Source organism: Chloroflexota bacterium (assembly GCA_016875875.1).
Lineage (GTDB): Bacteria > Chloroflexota > Dehalococcoidia > GIF9 > UBA5629 > 9FT-COMBO-48-23.
This window is the reverse complement of record VGOP01000003.1, coordinates 160,853-185,983: the sequence shown is the minus strand read 5'-3', so window position 1 is coordinate 185,983 and position 25,131 is coordinate 160,853. Positions and strand designations below refer to the sequence as shown.

Sequence of the window (25,131 nt, the reverse complement as noted above, 5' to 3'; positions counted from 1 at the left end):
AATAGCACCACAACCGGTGAAAGGAGGCTCTGTATGAGACCTAAGATATTTCTTGTCCAATCCGAAGAGCTGGGGAGGGGGGACGAGCAACTGGGCTCTATGCTCATGGCTAGTTTTCTGCGGTTGCTCGGTGAAAGCGAAGATAAGCCAGGCAGTATGATATTCTGGAATGCTGGGGTACGCCTGCTTTGTCAAGGCTCCAAAGTTCTGGAACATTTGAAACAGCTTGAGGAACGGGGTGTGGAGCTTTTAGCCTGTACCACCTGTCTCGAGTATTTCGACTTAATGGACAGGCTGGCAGTCGGCAAACCGACAACCATGATGAAGTCCATCCAATCCATGCTGGATAGCGATGTCGTCAGCCTGTAACTTGAATGTCCCAGAAATGGCAAGAAGGGATTGACAAAAGGTGTATAATCCTGTTAAGGGCGTAACGATAAACTTAATAGAATAACAGGGTAGTGGGGGCAAGTAAGCAGCGTCTGTAGAAGGGTCACTTGGACGCCGTGGAGCCAATAGTGAAACCGACCACATAGGTGGTCGGTTTTTGTTTTTAAACGATAATCTCCGAGGTGTCTTGCCCCTGTGGTAACGAAACTCAGAAAGGAGGTGTAAAATGAAGTTTATGTCATTGGGATTGTACGATGTCGCTAAGTCGGCGGAGGTGGCGAAAGCTGCTGATCAATTACTGAGCAATCCGCCACCCGGATTTAAGTTATTGGCTCAGTACGTATGTCTCGGAAGACCTTTTGATGGCATTCCGCCGAACACAATGGTAAGCGTGGCCATCGGTGAGACTGATAGTGCCGAGGCAATAGCCGCCGTCAGCTATCCACTTCAGCTCGCAGGTGTAACGTTCTATAGAGTACCTCTCCTAGAGATACCTGTGGCCGGCGCGACAGCGGTGGAAAAGAAATTAAAGGGCTGAAGGCTTGCTTATTAACTCCCGCCGAAACTTTACCGCTTTGTGTATTGAGGTGCTTTGCGGGCGCGCTTGAGTCCGTACTTCTTGCGCTCTTTTACTCGGGCGTCACGGGTTAACAACCCTTCCTGACGCAGGAGGGGTTTGAACTGTTCGTTAGCCTTGACCAAGGCTCGAGCAATGCCATGTCGAATAGCCTCAGCCTGCCCTGTGATACCACCACCGGTCACCTTGATCTCACCATTATACTTCCCCACAGTATCAGTAGCCCTGAAGGGGTGTTCAATGGTATGTCGATGCTCAAGGCTAGGGAAAACCTTCTGGTAGGGCTTGCCATTAACAATAATCTCCCCCTTGCCTCCTGAGAACAGCTTCACTTGTGCTATAGCGCACTTGCGCTTGCCTGTACCGCGGTCATAGGTCTGAGTAGTCACGAAATTCAACTCCCTTTTTCAGTTGTTTTCATACCAGCGACCTGCGCCTGATGAGGATGGCTATCACCGACATAAACCTTTAGCTTTTTAAACATAGCTCTACCCAATCGATTATGCGGCAGCATACCTTTAACTGCGTGCTCAATCACTCTGGTAGGATGAGTAGCCATCATCTTTTCATAAGTCTCAGCTTTTATGCCGCCAGGGTACCCCGAATGCCGATAGTAGGTTTTCTGCTTGGCTTTTTTCCCTGTAACTCTAACCTTAGCTGCATTGAGCACAATGACATAGTCGCCAGTATCAAGATATGGAACGTATATCGGCTTATGCTTACCCATAAGCAAGGTTGCTATCTGGGTGGCGAGCTTGCCTAAGGTCTTCCCAGAAGCATCTATAACATGCCACTGACGTTCGACATCTTTAGCTTTGGTTGAATAAGTTTTCATGCTGCCAGCTCCAGACTGTTGGGATAATTGACTTTAGTAAGACAAAGACCATAAGCCGGTGCCGTCGGCCCGGCCAGGCCCAGCGTCTTTGTCTCCATAATCTGATGAAATTCCTCAAGCCCTACTTTACCTAATCCTACCCTTATTAGCAAGCCTAAGGTATTGCGAACCTGATGAGGTAGAAAAGAATTGGCCATCATGCGATAAGTGACCAATTCATCATCCTTTGTCACCCTGGCTGCGTAGACATTACGCACCGTGCTTCTCAGCTTGCCTAGAGCGGTAGCAAAGGAGGCGAAATCGTGTTCACCTTCAAGAAATTTACATGCCTTATTCATAGCTCTAATATTCAACTTCCCGGGTACAAAATATGCAAAGCCCTCGAACAGAGGTGACCGAGTTGAACTATTTAATATGTAATAATCATATTCTCGGCTCACAGCATCACGCCTGACGTTAAAATCCACATTCACTTTACAAGCACCCTTAACCGCAATATCTCTGGGCAAATAGTAGTTTAAAGCTCTAACAAAAGTCTGTGGAGGTAAGGCAGACTTAGTCCGGAAGCTAATTACCTGTCCCCTGGCATGTACGCCAGAGTCAGTCCGGCTGGCAGCTATTACACGGCTGCTTTCTCCAGTAACTTTTCTTATAGCGCCTTCCAGTTCAGCTTGAACCGTAGGCAAGTTAGCCTGCCACTGGAAGCCATAATAATTTCTGCCGTCATACTCCACAACCAGAACGATCTTGTTAAAACTGTTAAAGAGCTTCACCGATACGGTTTCTTCTTATTCTACCATCTCAATCTGAGCCAGCCGCGCTCCATCACCGACTCGGCGTCCCAATTTGACTATCCGCGTATATCCACCGGGACGTTCCACATACCTGGGCGCAAGCTCGTTAAATATCTTGTCAACAAGCTTCTTATCAGTAACAAAAGCCAGAGCCCGACGCCGAGAAGCAAGATTGCCCTCTTTTCCCAGAGTGATCATCTTCTCGGCCAGACTCCGAATCTCCTTCGCCTTTGCCTCTGTAGTGACAATTTTCTCGTATTTAACCAAATCAGCCACCAAGTTACGGTACAGTGCCCAACGGTGCGCCGTAGGCCTACTCAGTTTTCGTCCAGCTATACGATGTCTCAATCTGTAGTCTTCCCTTCAATTTCTTCAGCACTTTCGGTTTGCTCAGAAGCCGAAGCGCTTGATGCTCTCTTCTTCTCCTTTTTCTCCTTAGCCTCGGGGATAAAAGGCAAGTTAAGCAGTTTAAGAGCTGCCTCTACTTCCTCTCTAGATTTGGCACCGAAACCAGCTAAGGCACATAAACCATCGAGGCCTCTTTCCAAAATCTGGCCCAACGTGGTAACACCACCTCTTCTTAAGCTGTTATAGGTATGTGTGGATAGATGCAACTGATCCAGAGGCATCAAGTATTGCTCTGGTGGAATCAGCCGTTGCCACACTACCTCGGCTCCCGCTTGAGTAATGGCTTTGGTCAGTTCGCGGAAACAACCAAACTGCTCTATTAGTACAGCTGCACTCTGGCTAATTGCCTCTATCGGAGATACCGAGCCATCGGTCCAGATTTCCAAAATAAGCTTCTCTTGTTTACTTCCCTCTCTAAGGCTACTAGGCTCAACTGAGTAATTGACTTGACGAACCGGAGTGAAAATAGCATCTATGGGAATCGCCCCAATGGGTAGGCTGTCGCTGGAACTGGCCGGCACATAACCTCTACCTATCTCAACATTAAACTCGATATCAAGTTTAGCCTTTGGCGAGTCCAGGGTAGCCAGATAAAGCTCAGGGTTAACAATTTCGAAATCCGCCGATGGCTTAATGTCACCCGCACAGACTTGCCCTTCTCCCTCAACCTCCAGTCTTAGCTTCCCAGAGTGCTGGGCAAAATGACGAATGCGTATCGCTTTGACGTTAAGCAGAAAATCTATAGTATCCTCTTTAACGTGGGGGATTGTTGAGAATTCATGCTGGACACCATTAATCATGACCCAAGTTATTGCAGCACCAGGCAGAGAGCTAAGAAGCACCCTGCGTAGGCTATTACCTAATGTGACTCCGAAACCGTCCTCCACAGGTTCAGCAATAAAACGGCCATAGGTTTCGGTGCCTTCGACACATTCTACCTTTGGTAGTGCTAATCCTGCCAAGAGGCCTCCTTATCGGGAATAGTATTCAACGATAGCTTTTTCATCAAACTTAACTTCAATATCTTCAGCCGTCGGCAAGTTGACGATTTGACCGACCAGTTTTTGTTTGTCCAATGCCAACCAACCGGGAACAGTTCTGCCCTCAATTTCTTGAACCAGGGTTTTGTAATATTCAGTTCTAGTACTGCTTTCTCGCCAAGCAATAGCATCACCGGGCTTCACCAGACAAGAGGGGATATCTGTCTTGCGGCTATTTAAGAGAAAGTGACCATGGCAAACCAGCTGTCTGGCTTGAGAGCGTGAGCTAGCAAAGCCCAACCGGTAAACCACATTATCTAACCGTCTCTCAAACAGAATTAAGAGGTTCTCACCAGTTATGCCAGGAAGCCTTTCCGCTTCAGCAAAGAATTTGCGGAATTGTCTTTCCAAAAGTCCGTAAGTATAGCGAGCCTTCTGCTTTTCCTGCAACTGAAGCCCACGGTCAGATTTCTTTGCGCGCCGCTTTTTTGCGATACCCCTATACCCAGGGGGGGTATCCCTGCGCTCCAAAGCACACTTTGAGGTAAAACACCTATCTCCCTTGAGCATTAATTTGTCGCCAACACGACGACACAAACGACAGTTAGCCTGTGTATACCTTCCCATTTCTACACTCGCCTTCTCTTACGAGGTCGGCAACCATTATGCGGAACGGGAGTTACGTCCCTAATGCCGGTAACCAAAATCCCTGAAGCCTGGATTGCTCGGATTGCTGCTTCGCGGCCGCTACCAGGACCGCGGATATATACCTCGACCTGACGCAAACCGTGTTCTTTGGCTTTCTGGGCAGCTCCTTGCGCTGCCAATTGAGCCGCATAGGGAGTGCCTTTTCGAGAGCCCTTAAACCCAGCTGTGCCGGAACTCCCCCAAGAGATGACATTGCCCTTCTGGTCAGTAAGAGTAATGATTGTATTATTAAAGGTGGATGTAATGTAAGCCTTGCCTTCAGCAATCTGCTTACGCTCTCGCCTTCTTACTCCGGTTTTCCTTTTCTTAGGCATATTCCTTTCGTCACTCCTTTATTTCTTAGCCGTTCCACGCCTTTGTCCGCGGCCAGCCACTGTCTTACGAAGTCCTCGCTTGGTCCGAGCATTAGTTCGTGTCCGCTGCCCTCGAACCGGCAATCCGCGACGATGCCTGAGGCCTCGATAACTGCCGATTTCAATAAGTCGCTTAATATTAAGATTAACTTCCTTTCGAAGTCCGCCTTCTACTTTATACTCTTTATCGATAATCTCACGAATACGGCTAACCTCCTGCTCGCTAAGGTCCTTTACCTTAGTATCAGGATTTACACCACTGGAAGACAGAATCCGACGGCTTAAATTAGGACCGATGCCATATATATACTGTAAAGAAATCCCTACTTTTTTATCTTTCGGAATGTCAACACCAGCGATACGTGCCATATCTTATCACTCCTACATTATCCTTGACGCTGCTTATGCTTAGGGTTCTGACAAATAACCCGAACTACTCCGCGGCGTCTGATAATCTTGCATTTATCACAACGACGTTTAACAGAAGATCGTACTTTCATGTAATCACCTTAAAGCAAAAAACCCTATAATGATAAACGTTGTCAGCACTTATGTCAAAAAGTAAACTTCTCATGATTACTTATTACTTGAACCGATAAGTAATTCTCCCCCGACTCAAATCGTAAGGCGAAAGCTCCACTAATACTTTGTCTGCCGGTAAAATTCTAATGTAATGTTTCCTCATCTTACCCGAAATATGAGCTAAAACCTCATGCCCATTAGCCAGCTCTACACGAAACGTAGCATTAGGTAAAGATTCAATCACTGTGCCTTCAACCTCTATTGCTTCCTTCTTAGGCATACTACACTTCTACTATATATTATAATAGAGTCAATATCTCTGCTTCATCTTCGCTAATAGCAATAGTATGCTCGAAATGTGCGGCGAGGCTGCCATCTGCAGTAAGCACCGTCCATCTGTTCTCAGCAAGCCGCGTCCGCCAGTCTCCAGCAGTCACCATCGGCTCCACTGCCAAAGTCATGCCCTTTCTTAAACGGGGGCCTTCACCAGGCGAGCCAAAGTTGGGCACCAAGGGGTCTTCATGCAAGTCTCTACCTACCCCATGCCCCGAATACTCCCGAACCACAGAAAATCCCCTTGTTTCAACATAGTTCTGGATAGCTGCCGAAACATCTCCTAGGTAAGCACCATTACATGCCGCCCTTATTCCAACCATCAAGGCGGCTTCGGTAACCGCTATGAGTTCCTTGGCTTTAGAACTAATTCTACCCACCCCAACCGTTATCGCTCCATCACCATGGAAGCCATCAACGATCGCTCCAAAGTCCAGGGAGACAATATCACCATCACTCAGCCGCCGTTCTCCGGGAATACCATGAACAATCTCATCATTCACCGAAACACATAGGTATGCAGGGAAGCCTCGATAACCCTTAAAAGAAGCTTTAGCCCCATATTTCTTCAGTTCGCTTGTAGCTACTGAGTCAAGGTGGCTGGTCTTAATCCCTGGTTTTATTTCTTCCTTCAATCTTTGTAAAGTTGTCGCTACAATTCTTCCAGCCTGACGCATAATAGCCACTTCCCCTAGTGACTTTATCACAGTCATTCGGCCTTCACCAACTTGGGCCCGAGAACATCAATTATCTCCTCGGATACCTCCTCTATGCCGAGCTTACCATCCACTGTAACAAGCTTGCCTGCTTTCTTGTAATAATCAAGGACAGGGGTAGTCTGAGCAAAATAGACTTTCAGTCGCTCTTTTACCGTCTCCTCATTATCGTCCGAGCGCTGATATAACTCGCCACCACATTTATCGCACTTCCCCGGAACTTTTGGCGGCGAAGCCACCTCATGGTAAGGTGCCTGGCACTTGCGGCATATCCAGCGCCCACTAAGGCGTTTTAACAGCTCCCTATCAGGCACCTCGATGTATATCGCTTTGTCGATGCTCCTTGCACGACCGATTAACATCTTGTCAAGCGCCTTGGCCTGCTCGATAGTTCGCGGAAAGCCATCAAAAACACAGCCTACTTTACAATCAGGTTCATTCAGTCGCTCTGAGATTAGCTGAATTGTAACTGCATCAGGAACCAGGGCACCTTTATCCATATAAGCTTTGACTGATTTCCCCAGCTTGGTTCCTTTCTCTACTGCCTGTCTAAAAAGGTCACCTGAAGCTATGTGAGCTAATCCCAATTTTCGTGAAATTATAGCTGCTTGAGTCCCTTTACCTGCCCCTGGAGCACCGAGAAAAACCAAAAACATTTGTGCATCTCCTTACCTAAGGAAACCTTCATAGCGGCGCATTGTCAGCTGTGCTTCTATTTGTTTCATGGTATCTAAAGCCACACCCACAACGATAAGAATACCAGTGCTAGATAAAGTCAGCACAGCAACATCTGTCATTTCTCGAACCAGGAACGGCATCACCGCCACAAAAGCCAAAAAGAGAGCCCCACCCCAGGTTATGCGGCTAATGACTTTGTTAAGGTAATCAGTCGTGGGGTTACCAGGGCGAACACCTGGGACAAAGCCTCCTTGGCGCTGTAAAGTCCGCCCCAAATCCATCTGCTCAAATATCACCATGGTATAGAAAAAGGCAAAAGCTACCACCATCAAGAAATAAAGCACCCAGTAAAACAAGCCCACGGGGAGAGGTGTACTGGGGTCGAACCACCTCATAATTGTGCTGGCAAAATTCGGATCCTGCCCCTGTGGGCTAGCAAAATAACTGGCTATCGTTCCTGGGAAAATCATCAGCGACATAGCAAAGATGAGGGGTATCATCCCGGCAGTATTCACCCGAAGAGGAATATGGGTTGAACCCGTTTGGCGATACATGCGAGCCCCACGGAAGGCAGTTCGTGCATATTGCACTGGGATACGTCGATGCCCCTCTGTAAATATAACTATAAGCGCCACCATGGCCAAGCCAACAATAAGAAAGGCGATCAGGCCGACCATGTTCTCTCTGGCAATAAGGCCACGACCGACCATTTCCGGCAAACCAGCCACAATGCCGCCAAAGATTATTATGGACACACCATTTCCAATACCTCGCTCAGTTATCAACTCACCAAGCCAGACAAGAAAGACTGTCCCAGCTGTCAGCGACAGTATTATAGCTATGGTAGGCAATGCTGTGGCTTGACCAATCGCGCCCTGGCTGCGCAGCAGCGCCAACTGAGCATAACCCTGAAGAGCTGCCAAAGGTACAGTTAACCAGTGAGTAAATTGATTAATCCTACGCCTCCCAGATTCCCCTTCTTGAGATAATGCCCTAAGTTGGGGAATAACCGGGACTAATAACTGCATAACGATGGAAGCAGTTATATAGGGATAAACTCCCATAGCCGCCACGCTGAAGTTCCTCATAGCCCCGCCACTAAACAGGTCAAGCATGCCCAAAAGTTGATTTTGCTCAAAAAGCTTTTGTAGCGCAGCGAGGTCCACACCAGGCATGGGAACATGAGCTATGAAGCGAAAAACTACCAGCATTCCTACAGTGAAAAGTAGACGCCGTCTCAAATCTGGAAGGGAAAAGGCATCAAGCAATGCTTGAATAAGACGTGGTCTACCTGACACTTGCTGCATCTTAAATACCCTCCACTTTTCCACCAGCAGCCACGATCTTCTTTTCAGCAGCGGCAGAGAATTTGTTAGCCTTTACTACAAGCGGACGATCGATGTCACCGTCGCCGAGAACCTTAACCGGATACCTAAAAGACTTAATCAGTCCAACTTCAAGTAACTCTTTTGGAGTAATCTCAGCATTAGGAGAAAACACTTTCAGATCGCCCACATTAACGATGCTGTACTCAGCTTTAAATATATTAACGAAACCGCGTTTCCGAGGCAAACGCTTAATTAAGGGTAGTTGCCCTCCCTCAAAACCGAGGCGAACTCCACCCCCAGAACGAGATTTCTGCCCTTTACAGCCTCGTCCTGAATAACTACCATGCCCGCTGCCATCGCCACGCCCCACGCGTTTTCTCTTGTGCTTGGCACCTGCTGGGGGCCTTAGGTTATGCTGCTGCATCGGTGATCACTTCCACTTTAACTAAATGATTGACTTTAACTATCATACCTCTAACCGGAGGAGAATCTTCATGCTCCACCGTTTCATGAAGGCGATGAAAACCTAGGGCTCTCAAGGTTCGCTTTTGCTCCTTGGCATAGCCAATATCGCTCTTTATCCATTTGATACGCAGCTTAGCCACTTAACTCAGCCTCCTTAATCTCAAGCTCAGCTTTGCGCCTTGCTACCGCCTCCTCAGGGTTCTTAAGGCTAGCTAAAGCCAACGCAGTCGCTCTAACTACATTAACAGGATTAGAGCTACCTAGAGACTTGCTAAGGACATCCTTTATACCTGCAGCTTCAAGCACTGAGCGAACACTGCCACCAGCGATGACTCCAGTCCCAGGCGACGCTGGTTTAAGCAATACCTTCGCCGCTCCTGACTTAGCCATAACCTCATGTGGTATAGTAGCCCCTGACATAGTTATCTTGCAAAGCCTCTTCCGAGCTGTAACACCAGCCTTGCGAATTGCTTCCGGTACCTCCTTGGCCTTGCCTAAGCCAACCCCCACATGTCCGTTTCCATCACCAACAACTACTAGAGCCCTAAAACGAAGTCGCTTACCACCTTTGACAACCTTAGTTACCCGGTTAAGTGACACTAGCTTTTCACTAAGGTCGAGCTCGCTAGCATCAACTTTGGTTTTCTCTTCAATTAGTTTCTTAATCGCTTTCATCCATAAGCCTCAAAAGTCTAGGCCAGCTTTCCTGGCAGCTTCCGCCAAATCTTTAACTCGTCCATGATACTTATAGCCGCCTCTGTCAAAAGATATCTGTTTAATCCCCTTATTCAAGGTACGCTGAGCCACAAGGGAACCAACCAGCTCAGCGCTTTCCGTTTTTCTCTTTCCTGTGATTTTGTCCCTTATCTCTGAATCCAAACTGCTCGCCGAAACCAGCGTCTGCCCAATAGAATCATCTACAACCTGAGCATAAATATGCTTCAAGCTGCGAAAGACGCAAAGCCTTGGCCTCGTCGCTGTACCGCTTAACTTGGCTCTAACCCGAACGTGACGTCGCTTTCGCGCCAATCTTGTATCTGTTTTAACCGCCAATGTCTTTATTTTATCCTTTCAGCGCTGCTTTGCCCGCTTTGCCTGGTTTGAGACGGAGCCTCTCACCAGCATACTTGATACCCTTGCCTTTGTAAGAATCCACAGGCCGTATAGCTCTAATTTGAGCCGCTGCTTCACCCACAAGCTCCTTATCAATACCGATAATCCGAACACGGTTTGTCCCTTCCACGACAATCTCTATACCATCTGGTGGGGAAAAATCTACCGTATTGCTGAACCCAATTTGCAGCGATAGCTTATTCCCTGCTTTCTGTGCTCGGTAACCAACACCACTCAACTCTATAACCTTTTCAAAACCTTTGGTTACGCCCTCAACCATGTTAGCCAAAAGGCTCCGAGTCAAACCGTGTAAGGCACGATGATTCCTATTATCAGTAGGTCGCGCCACTACTAGGTTTCCATCCTTAAACGTAATGGAAATATCGGGGTGAAATGAGCGCGCCATCTTACCTTTACTTCCCTCCACAGTCACTTCATTGCCCTTAACATCTACCTTGACACCTTGAGGCACAGGTATAGGCAACAATCCTATTCGAGACATAAACTCGCCTCCGAAAGCCTACTTACCAAACATAACATAACAATTCACCACCGAGATTTCGACGCCATGCATCCTGGCCAGTCATAACCCCTTTGGAAGTAGACAAAACAGCAACACCAAGCCCACCATAGACACGGGGAATCTCCTTACGGCCAACATATAGTCTAAGACCTGGCTTACTAACCCTTTCTAAACCTGCAAGGGCAGGACGTTCATTTATATACTTTAAGGATATCTTAATCACTCGTTGTGGCTTACCCTTGAGAACAGTATAATCAGTTATAAAGCCCTCATCTTTGAGTATTTTGGCGATAGAGAGCTTAATCCTGGACGCTGGCATGAGCACACTTTCATGGTGCGCCATGATTGCGTTGCGAATTCGAGTTAACATATCAGCAATTGGGTCAGTTACCATGGACTTATGCCTCCAGCACTTTCAATCACCAGCTTGATTTTCTAACTCCAGGAATTTCACCTTTTAAAGCCAGCTGCCGAAAACAAATACGACACAGACCAAATTTGCGTATATAGGCACGCGGCCTGCCGCACAATTTGCATCTATTCCGTTGCTGCACCCTGTACTTCGGAGGGCGTTCCGATTTCAAAACTTTGGATAACTTTGCCATCTTATCGAGAACTTAACTCCTTCTAAAAGGCATACCTAGAGACTCGAGCAAGCTCCTGCCTTCTTCGTTGTTAGTTGCAGTAGTAACGATAATTATTTCAAACCCCCGCAGCTTATCCACTTTATCATAATCAATCTCAGGAAAAACCACCTGCTCCTTAATTCCTAAGGTATAGTTGCCTTCACCATCAAACGAATCGCGCGATATTCCCTGAAAATCTCTGATCCGTGCCAAAACAACACTGACGAGCTTATCAAAGAAGTCGTACATTCGCCTGCCCCGCAATGTCACCATCATACCAATAGGCATGCCGGCTCTGAGTTTAAAAGCAGCGATAGACTTCTTGGCTCGCGTTATTACCGGATGCTGCCCCGAAATAGCCACCAAATCCTTCTCAGCTCCTTCTAAAGCCTTAGGATTTTGTATCGCTTCGCCCAAACCGATATTTAGCACGATTTTATTAAGCCTCGGCACCTGCATCACATTCTCATACCCAAACTTACGCATTAGTTCAGGCACTACTTCTTTCTCATACTTTTCCTTCAACCGTGACATCCTTAAAATACACCTTCTAATTAGTCAATCACTTCATGACAGGAGCGACAAATTCGCGCTTTTCTACCATCCTCAAGAAAACGGATGCCAACCCGAGCCGGCTTGTTACATTTATTGCAAACTAACATGACATTTGATACGTCGAGCGGTGCTTCTAGCTCAATTATGCCAGCCTGCCTAGCTGCGCCGCGAGCTCGGGAATGACGCTTAATCATATTAACACCTTCAACTATCACCTTGTCGTTCTTAGGCAAAGCCTTTCGTACCTTACCCTTCTTCCCCCTGTCTTTGCCGGCAATAACAAGAACCGTATCATTCTTTCTAACCTTCATTTCACAGAACCTCAGGAGCCAACGATATTATCTTCATAAAATTCTTATCTCGGAGCTCTCTAGCTACCGGACCAAAAATGCGAGTGCCTCTAGGATTGTTTTTATCATCCAAGATAACCGCGGCATTGTCATCAAATCTAATATAAGAGCCATCCGGGCGATGATGCTGTTTAGCTATGCGCACAACCACCGCCCGAACTACTTCGCCCTTTTTCACCACGCCACCGGGTATGGCCCGCTTTACTGCGCCGACAACAACATCGCCAACAGTAGCATATCTTCTCCGCGTGCCACCAGGCACGTTGATGCACATAATCTGCCGAGCTCCAGTATTATCTGCTACTTTAAGTCTAGTATAAGGCTGAATCATTATTCCTTATCTCTTTTAAATTATTTCAGCAGGCTCGACCTCAACTACTTCTTTTCTGCTTATTATCTCCGCCACCCGCCAGCACTTTTCCTTAGACAAAGGGCGAGTCTCAACAATCTTCACTACATCGCCAACCTTACAGGCATTAGCCTCATCATGGGCTTTGAATTTAGAGGTATGCCTGACTACCTTCTTGTAAAGAGAATGGCGTCCTCGACTTTCTACCAACACCACCACCGTTTTATCCATCTTATCGCTTATTACCTTGCCGGTTCTGGTTTTTCGTTTCTCTTTCATAAGCTATCTTATGCCAAATTCCCTCTCTCTTATTATGGTCTCGATTCTGGCGATTCTCTTCTTGACTTTGGGCAACTCACGGTGATTAGCCAACTGCCGAGTAGCCAAGCGAAGTCGTAAGTTAAAAAGCTCCTGGCGAGCTTCTCCTAACCGCTTCAATAATTCTGCATCGCCTAAAGAACGAACTTCATCGATTTTCAACTTTTCGCCTCTTCTTTAACCGTCTCTTTTACCACAAACCTAGCAGCAATAGGTAGCTTATAAGAAGCTAGATGCAATGCTTCCCGAGCCATGTTTTCTTTTATGCCACCTATCTCAAATAGCATCCTCCCTGGTCTGACTACAGCTACCCAGTGGTCTGGAGCACCTTTACCGCTGCCCATCCTCGTCTCCGCCGGCTTCTTAGTCACCGGCTTATCTGGAAAGACCCGAATCCACATCTGACCGCCACGACGCAGATAACGGACGATGACACGGCGAGCAGCTTCAATCTGCCTGGCTGTTATCCACGCCGCTTCCTGAGCCTGCAAACCAAACTCACCGAAGACAATAGCGCTGCCGGCTTGCGCCTTGCCTCTCAATTGCCCTCGATGAGTTTTACGATACTTCACTCGCTTCGGCTGTAACACTTTCTCTCCTTACTTCAGGGTAAACACGACCTTTGTAAATCCAAACTTTAACTCCGATGTGACCCAGCGTAGTGCGAGCCTCAGCAAAACCATAATCAATATCGGCACAAAGTGTATGTAACGGTAACTGGCCCTGGAGGGTGGTTTCACGACGAGCAATTTCGACGCCCCCCAACCTTCCAGCACAGCTTATCTTCACTCCTTTGGCACCAGCCTGCATTGTCCGAAAAGCTGTTTGTTTCATTGCTCTCCTGAAAGCCATCCGACGTTCAAGCTGGTCAGCCACATTCCTAGCTACCAAACGAGCCTCAAGCTCAGGTTGTTCGACCTCTTTAATAGATAGTCGCACTCTCTTGCCACAGATTCCTTCTAAATGTGACCTCAACTCCTCAGCGCGTTGTCCTCCCCTACCAATAACAATACCAGGACGCGAAGAATACAAAGTTACCAGAATTTCATTACCCTGGTGGTCAATTTCCGCTCTAGCAATGCCACCATCACGGCACTTTTCTTCGACAGCGCGGCGTAGCTTCAAATCCTCATGCAGTAACTCAGTATAGTGTTTCTCATCATACCACTTAGCCTGCCAGCCCCGAATGACACCAATTCTAAAACCGTAAGGATGAACTTTATGTCCCACTTTATTCCTCCTCCCCAGCGACAAAAACGCTGATATGAGTACAACGCTTCAAGATAGGATTAACCCGTCCTCTAGCCTGCGGCCGGAATCTTTTGAAGGTATGCCCCTCATTGGCAAAAATATCGGTTATCTTAAGCTCAGTAGGTTCCATCTGGAAATTGTTTTCTGCATTTGCCGCCGCTGATTTAATTACCTTAGCCACAGCCTGAGCTGTAGGCGTCGGCAAGAACTTAAGAATAGTCAAGGCCTCATCAACTTTTTTGCCCCGTACCATATCTACAACCAACTTAACTTTACGAGGCGAAATACGAACATCTTTAGATATCGCTGCTACTTTCATGCCTAAAAACTACGCCTGCTTTCTTGCCTGAACAGTTACTTGCGACTTACTAACATGCCCACGGAATGTCCGGGTCATAGCGAATTCTCCTAGTTTGTGCCCTACCATATTCTCAGTGATGAAGATGGGCACATGCCGACGACCATCGTGTACTCCAATTGTATGACCTATCATTTCAGGTAGGACAGTAGAGGCACGAGACCAGGTCTTTATCACTATCTTTTCCCCAGAGCGATTAAGCGCCTCTATCTTCTTAAGTAACTTAGCGTCACAATAAGGACCTTTTTTAGATGAGCGTGACATTCTATCCCTGCCTTTTCAGCTACCTTTCTATTTCCGACGCTTGACAATCAATCTGTCTGAAGCCTTGTTAACACGTGTTTTCGGACCCAAAGCCGGCTTGCCCCATGGTGTTTTTGGCGCCATCCCCCGAGGAGCTCTGCCTTCACCACCACCATGGGGATGGTCACGTGGTGTCATAGCTGAGCCGCGAACTTGGGGGCGCCGTCCTAGCAATCTTATGCGTCCAGCCTTGCCCAACTTTACACCTTGATGTTCAACATTGCTTACTTGTCCCACGGTAGCCAGGCAATCGCTCAAAAAACGCCGTACCTCTCCAGAAGGCAAACGAACAAGCGAATATCTGCCCTCTTTACCCAAAAGCAGCGCCGCTGTACCAGCACTACGCACTATCTGCCCGCCTTTTCCAGGTTCAAACTCGAGATTATGAACCAAAGTGCCATCCGGAATCAAGCCTAGTTGCAGGGCATTACCGGGCTTTATCTCCGCACCCTCTCCCGTCATTATGACATCACCCACCTTGAGCCCCAGAGGAGCCAGAATGTAACGTTTCTCTCCATCAGCATAATGAATGAGAGCAATACGAGCTGAGCGATTGGGGTCATATTCTATAGCAGCTACCTTCCCCTGAACACCAAGTTTATTTCGCTTAAAATCAATTATACGTAATCTACGCTTAGCACCACCACCACGATGCCGCACAGTTACTACACCCCTGTTGTTACGCCCTGCCTTTTTCCTAATCGGCAACAATAGTGACCTCTCGGGAACCGTCTTGGTTATCTCCTCAAAAGAGGCACTAACCATGCCTCGCCTGCCCGGTGATGTTGGGCGATAAGTTTTTAGCGCCAAAGCTTACCTCCCCCTAATTCTAGGGGTGTCTCCTTTGCCATCGGGTCTTTTTAAGGAGCTTGCGATGTTTATGCTTCGCCATTTTTTTCTTCCGTTTCTTAATAACTGATCCCAATTCTATTCCCCTACTTTTTAGACTCCTTCGAAGAACTCTATTTTCTGACCTGGTTCCAAGGTAACAACTGCTTTCTTCCAAGACGGAGTCATTACATACCGTCTGCCTATTCTTCTCATCTTCCCTGGGACACTCATCACATTGACTTTAGCCACATTTACCTTAAATGCTGCCTCTACAGCTTCCTTAATTTGACGTCTGTTAGCCTCTTTCGCCACCTCAAAAGCATACTTGTTCTGTTCTTTTATCAAGGTAGCCTTTTCAGTGATTAAAGGCCGTCTTACTATCTCATAAAGATGCATATCTACATAAATCCTAAAATCTTGGCTTAATTGACATTACCCGCTGCCTCCGGGACTGACTTTGCGCCCCAAAACTCTTCCACCTTCCGCACTGCGTCCACAGTCATTACTAAGTCTTTAAAAGAAAGTAAATCAGCCACGTTGAGCAGAGGCGCCGGCATTGTCTTAACGCCTAGTAAATTGCGCGCCGACTTAACCAAATTAGTCCCAGCTTCAGCGGTAGCGATGATGACAGAATCACCAATCCCCAAAGCTATCAACATATCCAGTATTGCCTTGGTTTTTGGGCCATCAATCTCAAGTTTATCTACAATTTTCAGCTCGCCACTACCTGCTTTAGACGAAAGAACACACCTCAAAGCCAAACGCCGCATCTTCTTGGGCATATCCTGTTGGTAGCTTCGAGGATGAGGGCCAAACGCTACACCACCCTTTCTGAGCATAGGTGACCTGATATCACCACGACGTGCCCGCCCGGTATGCTTTTGAGCAAAAAGTTTCCTGTTGCTGCCACTAACCTCACCTCTTCTCTTAGTATCAGCAGTCCCCAGACGTCGATTAGCTAATTGCCTGACTAACGCTTGATGCACCACAGCCTCATTAAAGGGCACAGCAAAAACATCGTCCCTTATTTCGATCTGCCCGGTTACTTTACCCTTCAAATTATAAATCTGAACTTGCACTCTGCTTACCCCCCACCAGCTTTCTTGATGAGCAACAATCCCTTTTTAGAACCGGGCACCGCCCCCCTCACCAGCAACAAGTGACGAGCCAGATCGACATCGAGTACTTTAAGATTACGCTCGGTTACTCGCCTGTCCCCCATGTGCCCGGCCATACGCGTTCCTTTTAATACGCGCCCCGGAGATGTAGTGGCGCCAATCGAGCCAGGAGCCCGATGACGATCGGACTGCCCGTGGGTCTTAGGGCCACCAGCAAAATGATGGCGTTTGACTACACCGGCAAAACCTTTACCCTTTGATATACCGGTGACATCAAGCAAATCGCCCGGCTTAAACATATCCACATCAACTTTCTGTCCCACTTGAACAGAGTTGACATCCTCCACGCTAAACTCACGGAGATGTTTGAATTGACCTATTTCCTTAAGGTGGCCTTTCTGTGGAGAATTAAGCCGCTTGGCTTCCCCGAAGCCAAGCTGAACAGCATTATAACCATCATTAGCCTCGGTCTTTACTTGAGTAACAAAGCAAGGACCTACTTCAATAGCTGTCACTACCACTTCTCCATCATCCTGGAAAAGTTGTGTCATACCTATTTTTCTACCAATCGTACCCTGAATCATTTTTTAGCTACAACCTAATATCTATTTCCACCCCAGAGGGCAGCTGAAGTTGAGTCAACGCATCTATAGTTTTGGAGGTTGGGCCCAAGATATCAATGAGGCGCTTGTGCGTACGAATCTCGAATTGCTCTCGCGAATCTTTATCAATAAAGGGAGAGCGAATAACACAAACCTTTTCGATTTGAGTAGGGAGGGGCACTGGACCGGCAACCACAGCACCAGTACGCTCTGCAGTCTCCACAATTTGCTCCACTGACTGGTCAACTAGCCTGTGGTCATACCCTCTGATTTTGATTCGAATCTTTTGCTTAGGCATTTATCTACCTCTGACCCTAACCTCTATTTGCTCCGCTAGGCTAGCTGGTAACTCTCTATAACAATTAAACTCCAAGGAATGGGTTGCTCTACCCTGACTCAACGATCTTAGGGTAGTGGCATAACCGAAAATCTCAGCTAGAGGAACAAGAGCACGAACAATACATGTTTCACCGTGTGTCTCAATCCCCTCAATATGCCCCCTTCTTGAATTCAAGTCGCCGATGACATCGCCCAAGAACTGGGCTGGCATCACTACCTCTAACTTCATAATTGGCTCGAGGAGTATAGGATTGGCCTTGCTCACACCACCCTTCAAAGCTATAGAGCCTGCCATCTTGAAAGCCAGATCAGAGGAATCCACTTCATGGAAACTACCATCAAACAGAGCTACCTTGATATCTACTATCGGATAGCCTGCCAAAACACCGCTTTCCAACGCTTCCCTCGCCCCGGCTTCGACTGCTGGAATATACTCCTTCGGTATGTCTCCACCTCGAATCTGGTCAACAAACCTGAAGCCACTACCTCGCTCTCCTGGCTCAAGCTTGAGCCAGACATGACCATATTGTCCTCGACCACCAAACTGACGGATAAATCTACCTTCTATCTCTACTGGTACAGTAATAGTCTCTTTATAGGCTACTTGCGGCTTACCGACCCTTACCTTCACATTGAACTCGCGAAGCATGCGGTCTATTAAGACCTCTAGATGCAATTCGCCCATCCCGGAAATAAGGGTTTGTCCGGTTTCCTGGTCAGTACGTACTTTAAAAGTGGGGTCCTCTTCCGAAAGCTTGTTCATGGCCTCACCCAGCTTATCTTGGTCCGCCTTGCTTTTAGGTTCTACAACCATCGACAGCACCGGCTCAGGGAAACGGATAGCTTCGAGAAGCACTGGACGAGCCGGGTCACACAACGTGTCCCCAGTGAAGGTGTCTTTGAGGCCTAAAGTAGCGGCAATGCTGCCGGTATCGGCTTCCTCAATCTCTTCACGACGATTGGCATGCATAAGAATCAACCTTCCAAGGCGCTCCTTGCGCCCCTTACTGGAATTGAGGACTTGCATCCCCGCTTTGACTTTGCCTGAATAAACGCGAAAATAAACAAGTCTACCCATAAAGGGGTCAGCCACCACCTTAAAAGCCAAAGCCAAAAATGGAGCGTCATCGCTGGCCTGCCGAACATCCGCCTCTCCAGTTTTCAAGTCAATAACATGAACCGGAGGTATATCCAATGGGGAAGGTAGATAATCCACAACCGCATCGAGAAGGGGCTGAACCCCCTTATTCCGCAAAGCAGTACCGCAAAGCACAGGCACTATCCGATTAGCCAAAGTTAATCTTCTTACGGCAGCCTTAATCTGACCGCTTTGAATTTCTCCACCTTCAAGATAGAGTAACATCAACTGGTCATCGTTCTCGGCTAGTCTCTCAATCAATGCCTGTCTATGCTTAGCTGCCTCTTCCTTCTCTTCCTCTGGAATAGGCGATTCTACTGGCGCAACGTTCACGTCATCAGAGAACAGCCAAGCTTTGCTGTCAACCAAGTCTATTACACCCTTAAACTGACTCTCCCTACCCCAGGGCAATTGCACTGGTACAGCTTTAGCTCGCAGCCGTTCCTCAATCATGTTGACTGTGTGATAAAAATCAGCACCAATCCTATCCATCTTATTGATAAAGCAGATTCTCGGTACACTATATCTATCCGCCTGCCTCCATACTGTCTCAGATTGAGCCTCTACTCCAGCCACGGCATCGAGCACTACTACCCCACCATCCAATACCCGGAGACTGCGCTCGACTTCAGCAGTAAAATCGACATGCCCCGGTGTGTCAATGATATTTATACGTTGTTCCTGCCAGTAGCAAGTCGTAGCTGCTGCGGTGATAGTAATCCCTCGTTCCCGCTCCTGTGCCATCCAATCCATCACCGCCGTGCCTTCATCCACCCCACCAACTTTATAGGTACGTCCTGTATAAAACAAAATTCTCTCAGTAACAGTTGTCTTACCAGCATCAATGTGAGCGATGATGCCTATGTTCCGCACCTTGTCTAAAGGAAAAGTCCGGGTCATGACATTGTTTCCTATACCAACCGCTTTTTGGGGTTGTTGGGATTTAATTCCTGCTGTAGTTACCATCGATAATGAGCAAAAGCTTTATTTGCCTCGGCCATCTTATGAGTATCTTGACGCTTCTTGATAGTTGCCCCCTGCCCTTGAGAGGCATCTACAATCTCCGCAGCTAATTTCTCCGCCATAGATTTACCGCTACGGGCTTTAGCATAGCTGATCAGCCAGCGCATAGCCAGAGATAGTCCACGTTCGGGATCAACCTCAACTGGCACCTGGTAAGTAGCGCCACCGACACGCCGAGATTTTACTTGAAGTACAGGAGTGGCATTCTTAAGTGACTGTTCAAGAACCGCCAAAGGCTCTGTACTTAATTTCTTATTAACCAAATCCATAGCATCATAAACAATCCGCTCGGCTGTAGCCTTCCTCCCATCCAACATTATTTTTTTGATGAGTATAGCCACCGTAACGTTTCCGTATTTAGGGTCAGGAGGTGTTTGTCTTTTTATTACTCTAGCCCGCCTTGGCATTTATTCCTCTCCTCCCGCAATCTTCTCCTCTCCCCCCGCAATCCTCACTGCTTTGCCTCGCTTAGCTCCATACTTGCTCCGCCCCTGCTGTCTATTTTCCACCCCACCTGTATCCAGGGCACCCCGAACAATGTGGTACCGGACCCCAGGCAAATCCTTCACCCTACCACCACGGATAAGCACCACAGAGTGCTCTTGTAAATTATGACCCTCGCCAGGTATATAAGCAGTGACTTCAATGCCGTTGGTAAGCCTAACGCGGGCGATTTTGCGCAAGGCAGAATTTGGTTTCTTAGGAGTCATTGTCTTGACCAGTACACAAACCCCGCGCTTCTGCGGCGAGCGTGTATCCCGCCGAGTTATATTTTTCAGGGTATTATGAGTAACACCCAGCGCTGGAGCTTTGGTCCGCTTGCCAAGCTTCTGCCGCCCCTTTCTAACTAATTGATTGACCGTTGGCATTTCACCATTCCTTCTATTTACAGCAATTAAAAAGCCACCTAGTTGTCTACCGGTGTAATTCCCAATCAGGTCTGCGTCCCGGTTCAACCAGCCGGCTTACTCAGGTCTTCCAAACCCAGACTAGTGGCTAGTAGACACAAAGACTCACTATAGCATAAGTGTATAATAAATGTCAACAATAGAATAGCTCTGCCCAATATTACTACTTGTTGGCCTGAATCCAGTTACCAAGATTGTTTGTCTTCTTTACGGTCACCAATTACAAACATGTGAGGAAAAATCTTAGCACTGCCCATAGGCAAACACGCCTTCAAGTTTGACCAACTTTGCGGGTTCAAAGGGAAATTACTTTGATTCGCCAAGCAGGAGTTCGGCGATTGCTTTCATTTCCTCGGTGGCTTTTGAGTTAGCAGGAATTGCGCCTTCGAAGCCAGCTTCGCTGAGTTCAGGGTCGAAGTAAATCGCGCCGAGGGTTTTGACGCCCTTTCTATCAAGCTCCTCGGCCATCCGCTGTCTCACTTTATCAGAGGGGACTTTGTTGAGGATTGCCCTTACTCTGCTTATGCCCATGCCCTCAGCCATGTACGTTATTTTCTCTGCAAGCGCCATGGACTCGAAGGAGGGCTCGACTACTATCAGCACCATATCAACGTTCCGCTCCACACCCCGGCCGAAGCTCTCAATGCCTGCCTCAATATCTATAAGCACGAGCTCCTTGTCCTGCACTACAAGCTTCCCCACAAAGTCACCAGCTATATTTGCCATGGAACAGGCACAGCCCTGAAAGGGGTCTTCGATCTTGCCCACCATGAGGAACTTGAAGCCATCACCACCGAGAATGTACTCAGAAGGGATATCTGCAACCGTTATTTGGTCTGGCGTGAGCCATTTGGCACTTACCTCTCTCTTGCCAGAAGGGAGCCTGCTCAGCACAGTCATCAGTGCCCTGGGTTGTTTATCAAAGCCGAACATCCGGTAGAGCCCAGGGTTCGACTCATCGGTGTCAAAAACAAGCACGCTGTAGCCCGCTTCTCTCAAGGCATTTGCCAGCAGTGTGACGATTGTGCTCTTCCCCACACCCCCTTTGCCACAGACGGCTATTTTTTTGACGGTGCTGTTCTTCAAAGCGTGAGCTTTCAAATAGGTTCTTATTCTCTTTGAAGCTTCAATCATCTCGTCCTTGGTCTTGGCATAGCACATGCCGCAGTCGATGCAGTCGTCATCTTCATAGAAAGCCGCCCCCATGGGGCAGTGGAACAGGCCCATTTAAGATTCTCCAAGCTAATATATGGTTATGCTCTCAGCGACGTGCTCAGGCGGCCGTACCAGCTTCATTGTCCTAGCTTCAGATGGGCAGGAGATCACACAGCAGCCACAGCCCCGGCAGAGCTCTGGGTCAACATATGCCCGCTCACCTCCGAATTCGGGATAGTGCTTCATGGAGATAGCTCCGAACTGGCACCTTTCCACACAGGTGCCGCAGGCTTGGCACTGCTCCGGATGGGCTTCAGCGACAAAGCGGCTCTTGGCTGCGATCTTAATTGCCATGCAGCAGCAGTAGTGGCAGTTGCAGACCAACTGGTTGACTTCTCTCTGGTTTACCGTAGCATTGACTGTGGGATGCTGGTCTAGTCTATCCAGAATTTCGAGTGCCTGTTCATACGTGATTTTCCTGCCAGCTCCACGGTCGAGGTTATACTGGGCAGTGCGGCCAAGCGTTATGCACGACTCTACAGGGACACCACACCATCTGTCCGTGTGGGATCTCTTGCAGCCGCAGTGAAGCAAAACAATGGGGTCTTGCGATTTCAAGATAGCCCTTATGTCTTCAAAAGGCTGGACGCCGGGAACATTCTCTATCGATTTCCACCTTGGTAAGACTCGGAACTCGCTATGTTGACCCAGGTTTTCGGGCTTGGGCTGGTTCATTGGTCCCTCCATGACACCCCAGAGGTCAAAGTAGCCCCTGCCAAGCTGTTTATCGAACTTGGGGTTACCCAGCGCTGCATCATGAAGTTGTATGAAAGTGCGAGCCATTGAAGGCCCTTTCTTTGTAGGGAAAAGGAGCCCTTTCTCATAAAGCTCCCTGATATGCTTGTCTACTACTTTCTTATCTATGTTCAGTTTCTTAGCGAATTCTTCAGATATCTCCAGTGACCTGCCAGATGATTCCGCACGGTATGGGTCCGGCAGCGCAGCCACTATCTTCGCCTGCTCCAGATCGGCTAGCTTGGCAATTATCCTCTGTATGTGCTCCGATTCGCCAGCCCCGACTTTGGCTGCTAACTCCTTGTAAATAGGGGCGACCTCGCTCTTCTCTGCATCAACCCTTGCCACCAACTCCTTATAAATCTGCTCTGCATCAGTCTTTTTACTCACGGTTCTGCTGCTCCCTTCTTCTCGAATACAATGGTCGCTCTATTTTAGGTGATAAAGATTGCCAATTGGCAAAAGCATACCTTACACCTGCGTTTATTTCAAGTTTCGGGCGGCTTTCGTGCCCGGGCAACACTGCTAAATAGAAGACTCCTCCAAACTAACATAAGAAACACCGTCAAAGTTGACAATTTCGCCTAGCCTAATCTAGACTATCTACATAGTAGACGACCCCCACTGTTACAGTGATGCCATTAAAAACAATCCTCTATCTGCTACGAAGTTTGAAACAAGGAGGCCAATAAATATGTGTGTATGGTGTGAGCGCTACGCCGAAGGCTATGAGAGATGGTATTTCAACCCGGCAAATTACGCCAGAAAGCTATATAGAATCAGAAAAGAGGAGGCCGCAGGTCTCGAGCCCGGCCCACAAGCTGCTGGAGGAATGTCTTTATTGACCCGAGACTTCCTGGAAGCTTTAGACAGAAATGACCATGAGGCCATTGCCAAGGTCAAGCACGATGTGGAACAGCTTTCCTGGACTGCACACTTCGGGCAGGTTGTGACCCTAGAGGATGTCCTTAAGGTCATTGATACCATCTATCCCATCGCCATTATGACCTGCGCCTGCCGCCGCTCCATGCTGGGTCTGGCGGACGAGGAGAACTTCACCTGTATAGGTATGGGGTCAGGGATGTATAAGTGGGAGCGATGGCCTGAGACCTACCGAGGTGGAATCCAGTTCCTCACCCCTGATGAAGCCAAAGATATCGTCACCAAGCTGAACAAGAGGGGCTTAGTGCAGACTCTGGCTACCTTCGGTACCCCATACCTAGGCGGAATTTGCAACTGCGATTATCCCGATTGTAGTTTCATAAGAACCACACTGGACTACAATGTACGTGTCCTATGGAAAGGGCACCATGTGGCCCGTGTTGATACTGAACTTTGTAGTGGCTGCGCTTCATGCATCCACCGCTGCCAGTTCAAAGCACTCAGCTTCTCCCCCAGCCAGAATAAAGCTTATATTGACTCGTTCCAGTGCTTTGGTTGTGGGCTTTGTGTCTCTGAATGCCCCCAGGATGCCATCACCTTGGTGGAACGGGCCAGCCTACCCGCCCTAGCCGATGCTTGGTAAAACCTTACAGAGAGGGATTAAACATGCTGCCAACAATCACCGTAGATGACAAGAAATGCACTGACCCACTTTCCTGCCATAAGTGCCTCCGCATTTGCCCAACCCATGTCTTGGGCCTTGCCACCAAGGTGGGTCCCCAAAAGTTTAGAGAAATGGACCCGAGTCAGTTCATCGTGGCCGGGGTCCGCTTCGAAAAATGCACCGGCTGCATGGACTGCGTTAGTGTCTGTCCCAAGAGCGCCATTCAGGTGAGCTTCTGAACGGAGGTATGAAAGAAATGACCACTGGTTGGAAATATGGCAAGATACTAAAGGAAAGATTGCTGACCCTGGAAGAGCCAGGGAAAGTCCTTCCCTTCGATGCAGATAAAGGTCTGGTAGAGGAAATTACTCAAAAGTTCGATATAGGAGCTGTAGTCAGTAGCCTGCAAGGCAAGGACGAGAAGGAGGCATACAAGGCCCTCGAAGATTTGGGCAAGAAGTTGATGAAGCTCACCATCGAGCTAGCTGACACCAAATACCAGGACCGCACCGGGGAGATGGTGGAGAAGGTGTATAAGCAGACAGGTATCTCTTTCCCCCATCGCCTGAGTAGATATGTAGAGCTATCCATCTTTGGCCTGAGGCCTACCGACCGCTGGAATATATCCAGGGCAACTACCAAGGAACTGGTGCTTCAGGTCTCTGCCTGTGCGGTACACAAGGTGCTTGAGGAGGTCGGCATAAAGGGCCTTCCTTGCAAAGGATTCTGCTTCGCCTGCTTTGAGGCTGCCGCAGAGAAGACTGGCGACCACATAAATATCGAGATGCCGAAGACACTGCCACAGAACGGTATGTGTGAGTTCCACATCTCAATATAGCCAAG

General features: G+C 48.0%; 45 protein-coding genes and 1 riboswitch. Of the genes, 5 read left to right on the top strand and 40 right to left on the bottom strand.

Annotated elements, in window-relative coordinates:
• The first annotated feature begins 33 nt into the window (after positions 1–33).
• Both yedF and FJ023_03720 read left to right on the top strand, forming a co-directional pair.
• Entirely contained in the window at positions 34–369 is a 336-nt protein-coding gene (gene yedF, locus FJ023_03725) for a sulfurtransferase-like selenium metabolism protein YedF (GenBank protein ID MBM4446446.1), read from the top strand.
• Between the two features lie 85 nt (positions 370–454).
• A riboswitch (cyclic di-GMP riboswitch) is annotated at positions 455–539 on the top strand.
• Between the two features lie 77 nt (positions 540–616).
• Complete coding sequence (locus FJ023_03720; protein MBM4446445.1) at positions 617–928, top strand: hypothetical protein; 312 nt, start codon at positions 617–619, stop codon at positions 926–928.
• 29 nt (positions 929–957) lie between these two features.
• On the opposite strand, the gene rpsI is transcribed toward FJ023_03720, so the two are convergent.
• From rpsI to FJ023_03520, 40 genes are all read right to left on the bottom strand, one after another.
• Positions 958–1,356 carry a 30S ribosomal protein S9 gene (rpsI, locus tag FJ023_03715; GenBank protein MBM4446444.1) on the bottom strand — a complete coding sequence of 133 codons (399 nt, stop codon included), beginning with the start codon at positions 1,354–1,356 and terminating at the stop codon, positions 958–960.
• Positions 1,357–1,361: 5 nt separating this feature from the next.
• Positions 1,362–1,802, bottom strand: coding sequence for a 50S ribosomal protein L13 (gene rplM / locus FJ023_03710; GenBank protein MBM4446443.1), 441 nt, complete (start codon positions 1,800–1,802; stop codon positions 1,362–1,364).
• Entirely contained in the window at positions 1,799–2,542 is a 744-nt protein-coding gene (truA, locus tag FJ023_03705) for a tRNA pseudouridine(38-40) synthase TruA (protein ID MBM4446442.1), read from the bottom strand. The genes rplM and truA overlap by 4 nt, the downstream gene beginning before the upstream one ends.
• A 48-nt stretch (positions 2,543–2,590) precedes the next feature.
• Positions 2,591–2,944 carry a 50S ribosomal protein L17 gene (locus FJ023_03700; GenBank protein ID MBM4446441.1) on the bottom strand — a complete coding sequence of 118 codons (354 nt, stop codon included), beginning with the start codon at positions 2,942–2,944 and terminating at the stop codon, positions 2,591–2,593.
• Positions 2,941–3,966 carry a DNA-directed RNA polymerase subunit alpha gene (locus tag FJ023_03695; GenBank protein MBM4446440.1) on the bottom strand — a complete coding sequence of 342 codons (1,026 nt, stop codon included), beginning with the start codon at positions 3,964–3,966 and terminating at the stop codon, positions 2,941–2,943. The genes FJ023_03700 and FJ023_03695 overlap by 4 nt, the downstream gene beginning before the upstream one ends.
• Positions 3,967–3,975: 9 nt before the next feature.
• Positions 3,976–4,611: a 30S ribosomal protein S4 gene (gene rpsD / locus FJ023_03690; protein ID MBM4446439.1), complete on the bottom strand. Its 636-nt coding sequence runs from the start codon at positions 4,609–4,611 to the stop codon at positions 3,976–3,978.
• Positions 4,612–4,613: 2 nt separating this feature from the next.
• Complete coding sequence (rpsK, locus tag FJ023_03685; GenBank protein MBM4446438.1) at positions 4,614–5,006, bottom strand: 30S ribosomal protein S11; 393 nt, start codon at positions 5,004–5,006, stop codon at positions 4,614–4,616.
• 18 nt (positions 5,007–5,024) lie between these two features.
• Positions 5,025–5,414: a 30S ribosomal protein S13 gene (gene rpsM / locus FJ023_03680; protein ID MBM4446437.1), complete on the bottom strand. Its 390-nt coding sequence runs from the start codon at positions 5,412–5,414 to the stop codon at positions 5,025–5,027.
• A gap of 17 nt (positions 5,415–5,431) precedes the next feature.
• A complete protein-coding gene (gene rpmJ, locus FJ023_03675) occupies positions 5,432–5,545 on the bottom strand; it encodes a 50S ribosomal protein L36 (protein MBM4446436.1) in 114 nt (37 codons plus the stop codon).
• A gap of 83 nt (positions 5,546–5,628) precedes the next feature.
• A complete protein-coding gene (gene infA / locus FJ023_03670) occupies positions 5,629–5,847 on the bottom strand; it encodes a translation initiation factor IF-1 (protein ID MBM4446435.1) in 219 nt (72 codons plus the stop codon).
• A 19-nt stretch (positions 5,848–5,866) separates the two neighbouring features.
• A complete protein-coding gene (gene map, locus FJ023_03665; protein ID MBM4446434.1) occupies positions 5,867–6,613 on the bottom strand; it encodes a type I methionyl aminopeptidase in 747 nt (248 codons plus the stop codon).
• Complete coding sequence (locus tag FJ023_03660; GenBank protein ID MBM4446433.1) at positions 6,610–7,272, bottom strand: adenylate kinase; 663 nt, start codon at positions 7,270–7,272, stop codon at positions 6,610–6,612. Before FJ023_03660 ends, map begins: the two co-directional genes overlap by 4 nt.
• 12 nt (positions 7,273–7,284) lie before the next feature.
• Positions 7,285–8,601, bottom strand: a complete 1,317-nt coding sequence (gene secY, locus FJ023_03655; protein MBM4446432.1) for a preprotein translocase subunit SecY — start codon at positions 8,599–8,601, stop codon at positions 7,285–7,287.
• 1 nt (position 8,602) lies between these two features.
• Complete coding sequence (locus FJ023_03650) at positions 8,603–9,046, bottom strand: 50S ribosomal protein L15 (protein ID MBM4446431.1); 444 nt, start codon at positions 9,044–9,046, stop codon at positions 8,603–8,605.
• Positions 9,033–9,227 carry a 50S ribosomal protein L30 gene (gene rpmD, locus FJ023_03645; protein MBM4446430.1) on the bottom strand — a complete coding sequence of 65 codons (195 nt, stop codon included), beginning with the start codon at positions 9,225–9,227 and terminating at the stop codon, positions 9,033–9,035. Before rpmD ends, FJ023_03650 begins: the two co-directional genes overlap by 14 nt.
• Positions 9,220–9,762 carry a 30S ribosomal protein S5 gene (locus FJ023_03640; protein MBM4446429.1) on the bottom strand — a complete coding sequence of 181 codons (543 nt, stop codon included), beginning with the start codon at positions 9,760–9,762 and terminating at the stop codon, positions 9,220–9,222. The genes rpmD and FJ023_03640 overlap by 8 nt, the downstream gene beginning before the upstream one ends.
• A gap of 9 nt (positions 9,763–9,771) precedes the next feature.
• A complete protein-coding gene (locus FJ023_03635; GenBank protein ID MBM4446428.1) occupies positions 9,772–10,140 on the bottom strand; it encodes a 50S ribosomal protein L18 in 369 nt (122 codons plus the stop codon).
• Positions 10,141–10,150: 10 nt separating this feature from the next.
• The gene (locus FJ023_03630; GenBank protein MBM4446427.1) at positions 10,151–10,702 is read right to left on the bottom strand and encodes a 50S ribosomal protein L6; all 552 of its coding nucleotides are present in this window, start codon (positions 10,700–10,702) and stop codon (positions 10,151–10,153) included.
• 22 nt (positions 10,703–10,724) lie between these two features.
• A complete protein-coding gene (gene rpsH / locus FJ023_03625; protein ID MBM4446426.1) occupies positions 10,725–11,117 on the bottom strand; it encodes a 30S ribosomal protein S8 in 393 nt (130 codons plus the stop codon).
• A gap of 25 nt (positions 11,118–11,142) precedes the next feature.
• Positions 11,143–11,328: a type Z 30S ribosomal protein S14 gene (locus FJ023_03620; GenBank protein ID MBM4446425.1), complete on the bottom strand. Its 186-nt coding sequence runs from the start codon at positions 11,326–11,328 to the stop codon at positions 11,143–11,145.
• Between the two features lie 12 nt (positions 11,329–11,340).
• Positions 11,341–11,883 (bottom strand): 50S ribosomal protein L5, encoded by a 543-nt coding sequence (gene rplE / locus FJ023_03615; GenBank protein ID MBM4446424.1) that lies wholly within the window; start codon positions 11,881–11,883, stop codon positions 11,341–11,343.
• Between the two features lie 20 nt (positions 11,884–11,903).
• Entirely contained in the window at positions 11,904–12,215 is a 312-nt protein-coding gene (locus FJ023_03610) for a 50S ribosomal protein L24 (GenBank protein ID MBM4446423.1), read from the bottom strand.
• Between the two features lies 1 nt (position 12,216).
• Complete coding sequence (gene rplN / locus FJ023_03605) at positions 12,217–12,585, bottom strand: 50S ribosomal protein L14 (protein MBM4446422.1); 369 nt, start codon at positions 12,583–12,585, stop codon at positions 12,217–12,219.
• A gap of 15 nt (positions 12,586–12,600) precedes the next feature.
• Positions 12,601–12,882 carry a 30S ribosomal protein S17 gene (gene rpsQ / locus FJ023_03600; GenBank protein MBM4446421.1) on the bottom strand — a complete coding sequence of 94 codons (282 nt, stop codon included), beginning with the start codon at positions 12,880–12,882 and terminating at the stop codon, positions 12,601–12,603.
• Between the two features lie 3 nt (positions 12,883–12,885).
• Positions 12,886–13,083 (bottom strand): 50S ribosomal protein L29, encoded by a 198-nt coding sequence (locus FJ023_03595; GenBank protein MBM4446420.1) that lies wholly within the window; start codon positions 13,081–13,083, stop codon positions 12,886–12,888.
• Positions 13,080–13,511 (bottom strand): 50S ribosomal protein L16, encoded by a 432-nt coding sequence (rplP, locus tag FJ023_03590; GenBank protein ID MBM4446419.1) that lies wholly within the window; start codon positions 13,509–13,511, stop codon positions 13,080–13,082. The genes FJ023_03595 and rplP overlap by 4 nt, the downstream gene beginning before the upstream one ends.
• Entirely contained in the window at positions 13,480–14,151 is a 672-nt protein-coding gene (gene rpsC / locus FJ023_03585) for a 30S ribosomal protein S3 (GenBank protein ID MBM4446418.1), read from the bottom strand. Before rpsC ends, rplP begins: the two co-directional genes overlap by 32 nt.
• A 1-nt stretch (position 14,152) precedes the next feature.
• Positions 14,153–14,491 (bottom strand): 50S ribosomal protein L22, encoded by a 339-nt coding sequence (locus tag FJ023_03580; protein MBM4446417.1) that lies wholly within the window; start codon positions 14,489–14,491, stop codon positions 14,153–14,155.
• Between the two features lie 9 nt (positions 14,492–14,500).
• Complete coding sequence (gene rpsS / locus FJ023_03575; protein MBM4446416.1) at positions 14,501–14,794, bottom strand: 30S ribosomal protein S19; 294 nt, start codon at positions 14,792–14,794, stop codon at positions 14,501–14,503.
• A gap of 27 nt (positions 14,795–14,821) precedes the next feature.
• Positions 14,822–15,643, bottom strand: coding sequence for a 50S ribosomal protein L2 (gene rplB, locus FJ023_03570; protein MBM4446415.1), 822 nt, complete (start codon positions 15,641–15,643; stop codon positions 14,822–14,824).
• 19 nt (positions 15,644–15,662) lie between these two features.
• Positions 15,663–15,758, bottom strand: coding sequence for an AURKAIP1/COX24 domain-containing protein (locus FJ023_03565; GenBank protein MBM4446414.1), 96 nt, complete (start codon positions 15,756–15,758; stop codon positions 15,663–15,665).
• A gap of 17 nt (positions 15,759–15,775) precedes the next feature.
• Positions 15,776–16,060 carry a 50S ribosomal protein L23 gene (locus tag FJ023_03560; GenBank protein ID MBM4446413.1) on the bottom strand — a complete coding sequence of 95 codons (285 nt, stop codon included), beginning with the start codon at positions 16,058–16,060 and terminating at the stop codon, positions 15,776–15,778.
• A gap of 26 nt (positions 16,061–16,086) precedes the next feature.
• Positions 16,087–16,743, bottom strand: coding sequence for a 50S ribosomal protein L4 (rplD, locus tag FJ023_03555; GenBank protein MBM4446412.1), 657 nt, complete (start codon positions 16,741–16,743; stop codon positions 16,087–16,089).
• A gap of 5 nt (positions 16,744–16,748) precedes the next feature.
• Positions 16,749–17,366: a 50S ribosomal protein L3 gene (locus tag FJ023_03550; protein ID MBM4446411.1), complete on the bottom strand. Its 618-nt coding sequence runs from the start codon at positions 17,364–17,366 to the stop codon at positions 16,749–16,751.
• A gap of 7 nt (positions 17,367–17,373) precedes the next feature.
• Positions 17,374–17,682, bottom strand: coding sequence for a 30S ribosomal protein S10 (gene rpsJ / locus FJ023_03545; GenBank protein MBM4446410.1), 309 nt, complete (start codon positions 17,680–17,682; stop codon positions 17,374–17,376).
• On the bottom strand, positions 17,683–19,761 hold the full coding sequence (gene fusA / locus FJ023_03540) for an elongation factor G (protein ID MBM4446409.1): 2,079 nt from the start codon (positions 19,759–19,761) through the stop codon (positions 17,683–17,685).
• A 59-nt stretch (positions 19,762–19,820) separates the two neighbouring features.
• Positions 19,821–20,291, bottom strand: coding sequence for a 30S ribosomal protein S7 (gene rpsG / locus FJ023_03535; GenBank protein ID MBM4446408.1), 471 nt, complete (start codon positions 20,289–20,291; stop codon positions 19,821–19,823).
• Positions 20,292–20,753 (bottom strand): 30S ribosomal protein S12, encoded by a 462-nt coding sequence (locus FJ023_03530; GenBank protein MBM4446407.1) that lies wholly within the window; start codon positions 20,751–20,753, stop codon positions 20,292–20,294. It lies immediately after the preceding gene.
• Between the two features lie 345 nt (positions 20,754–21,098).
• Entirely contained in the window at positions 21,099–22,019 is a 921-nt protein-coding gene (locus tag FJ023_03525; protein ID MBM4446406.1) for an adenylyl-sulfate kinase, read from the bottom strand.
• 15 nt (positions 22,020–22,034) lie between these two features.
• Positions 22,035–23,132, bottom strand: a complete 1,098-nt coding sequence (locus FJ023_03520) for a 4Fe-4S dicluster domain-containing protein (protein ID MBM4446405.1) — start codon at positions 23,130–23,132, stop codon at positions 22,035–22,037.
• A gap of 304 nt (positions 23,133–23,436) precedes the next feature.
• Between FJ023_03520 and FJ023_03515 the strand changes: the two genes are divergently transcribed.
• Genes FJ023_03515 through FJ023_03505 form a run of 3 tightly spaced genes read left to right on the top strand, consistent with a single transcriptional unit; the run spans position 23,437 to position 25,126 of the window.
• Complete coding sequence (locus FJ023_03515; protein MBM4446404.1) at positions 23,437–24,267, top strand: 4Fe-4S dicluster domain-containing protein; 831 nt, start codon at positions 23,437–23,439, stop codon at positions 24,265–24,267.
• Positions 24,201–24,527, top strand: a complete 327-nt coding sequence (locus tag FJ023_03510) for a 4Fe-4S dicluster domain-containing protein (GenBank protein MBM4446403.1) — start codon at positions 24,201–24,203, stop codon at positions 24,525–24,527. Before FJ023_03515 ends, FJ023_03510 begins: the two co-directional genes overlap by 67 nt.
• A 17-nt stretch (positions 24,528–24,544) precedes the next feature.
• Entirely contained in the window at positions 24,545–25,126 is a 582-nt protein-coding gene (locus tag FJ023_03505; GenBank protein MBM4446402.1) for a hypothetical protein, read from the top strand.
• The last annotated feature ends 5 nt before the right edge of the window (positions 25,127–25,131 follow it).

Bases quoted from the DNA above. Each gene is read 5' to 3' on its own strand.
- FJ023_03650 (MBM4446431.1), bottom strand. From the start codon at position 9,046: ATGCAGCAGCATAACCTAAGGCCCCCAGCAGGTGCCAAGCACAAGAGA.
- rpsQ (MBM4446421.1), bottom strand. From the start codon at position 12,882: ATGAAAGAGAAACGAAAAACCAGAACCGGCAAGGTAATAAGCGATAAG.
- FJ023_03550 (MBM4446411.1), bottom strand. From the start codon at position 17,366: ATGATTCAGGGTACGATTGGTAGAAAAATAGGTATGACACAACTTTTC.
- FJ023_03630 (MBM4446427.1), bottom strand. From the start codon at position 10,702: ATGTCTCGAATAGGATTGTTGCCTATACCTGTGCCTCAAGGTGTCAAG.
- FJ023_03720 (MBM4446445.1), top strand. From the start codon at position 617: ATGAAGTTTATGTCATTGGGATTGTACGATGTCGCTAAGTCGGCGGAG.
- rplM (MBM4446443.1), bottom strand. From the start codon at position 1,802: ATGAAAACTTATTCAACCAAAGCTAAAGATGTCGAACGTCAGTGGCAT.
- FJ023_03560 (MBM4446413.1), bottom strand. From the start codon at position 16,060: ATGCATCTTTATGAGATAGTAAGACGGCCTTTAATCACTGAAAAGGCT.
- rpmJ (MBM4446436.1), bottom strand. From the start codon at position 5,545: ATGAAAGTACGATCTTCTGTTAAACGTCGTTGTGATAAATGCAAGATT.
- FJ023_03505 (MBM4446402.1), top strand. From the start codon at position 24,545: ATGACCACTGGTTGGAAATATGGCAAGATACTAAAGGAAAGATTGCTG.
- FJ023_03660 (MBM4446433.1), bottom strand. From the start codon at position 7,272: ATGTTTTTGGTTTTTCTCGGTGCTCCAGGGGCAGGTAAAGGGACTCAA.
- FJ023_03640 (MBM4446429.1), bottom strand. From the start codon at position 9,762: ATGAAAGCGATTAAGAAACTAATTGAAGAGAAAACCAAAGTTGATGCT.
- FJ023_03620 (MBM4446425.1), bottom strand. From the start codon at position 11,328: ATGGCAAAGTTATCCAAAGTTTTGAAATCGGAACGCCCTCCGAAGTAC.
- fusA (MBM4446409.1), bottom strand. From the start codon at position 19,761: ATGACCCGGACTTTTCCTTTAGACAAGGTGCGGAACATAGGCATCATC.
- FJ023_03510 (MBM4446403.1), top strand. From the start codon at position 24,201: ATGCCCCCAGGATGCCATCACCTTGGTGGAACGGGCCAGCCTACCCGC.
- rplN (MBM4446422.1), bottom strand. From the start codon at position 12,585: ATGATTCAGCCTTATACTAGACTTAAAGTAGCAGATAATACTGGAGCT.
- infA (MBM4446435.1), bottom strand. From the start codon at position 5,847: ATGCCTAAGAAGGAAGCAATAGAGGTTGAAGGCACAGTGATTGAATCT.
- secY (MBM4446432.1), bottom strand. From the start codon at position 8,601: ATGCAGCAAGTGTCAGGTAGACCACGTCTTATTCAAGCATTGCTTGAT.
- FJ023_03530 (MBM4446407.1), bottom strand. From the start codon at position 20,753: ATGCCAACGGTCAATCAATTAGTTAGAAAGGGGCGGCAGAAGCTTGGC.
- FJ023_03525 (MBM4446406.1), bottom strand. From the start codon at position 22,019: ATGGGCCTGTTCCACTGCCCCATGGGGGCGGCTTTCTATGAAGATGAC.
- FJ023_03515 (MBM4446404.1), top strand. From the start codon at position 23,437: ATGTGTGTATGGTGTGAGCGCTACGCCGAAGGCTATGAGAGATGGTAT.
- map (MBM4446434.1), bottom strand. From the start codon at position 6,613: ATGACTGTGATAAAGTCACTAGGGGAAGTGGCTATTATGCGTCAGGCT.
- rpsG (MBM4446408.1), bottom strand. From the start codon at position 20,291: ATGCCAAGGCGGGCTAGAGTAATAAAAAGACAAACACCTCCTGACCCT.
- rpsD (MBM4446439.1), bottom strand. From the start codon at position 4,611: ATGGGAAGGTATACACAGGCTAACTGTCGTTTGTGTCGTCGTGTTGGC.
- rpsM (MBM4446437.1), bottom strand. From the start codon at position 5,414: ATGGCACGTATCGCTGGTGTTGACATTCCGAAAGATAAAAAAGTAGGG.
- rpsH (MBM4446426.1), bottom strand. From the start codon at position 11,117: ATGGTAACTGACCCAATTGCTGATATGTTAACTCGAATTCGCAACGCA.
- rpsK (MBM4446438.1), bottom strand. From the start codon at position 5,006: ATGCCTAAGAAAAGGAAAACCGGAGTAAGAAGGCGAGAGCGTAAGCAG.
- FJ023_03610 (MBM4446423.1), bottom strand. From the start codon at position 12,215: ATGAAGGTTAGAAAGAATGATACGGTTCTTGTTATTGCCGGCAAAGAC.
- rpsS (MBM4446416.1), bottom strand. From the start codon at position 14,794: ATGTCACGCTCATCTAAAAAAGGTCCTTATTGTGACGCTAAGTTACTT.
- FJ023_03580 (MBM4446417.1), bottom strand. From the start codon at position 14,491: ATGAAAGTAGCAGCGATATCTAAAGATGTTCGTATTTCGCCTCGTAAA.
- yedF (MBM4446446.1), top strand. From the start codon at position 34: ATGAGACCTAAGATATTTCTTGTCCAATCCGAAGAGCTGGGGAGGGGG.
- rpsJ (MBM4446410.1), bottom strand. From the start codon at position 17,682: ATGCCTAAGCAAAAGATTCGAATCAAAATCAGAGGGTATGACCACAGG.
- rplE (MBM4446424.1), bottom strand. From the start codon at position 11,883: ATGTCACGGTTGAAGGAAAAGTATGAGAAAGAAGTAGTGCCTGAACTA.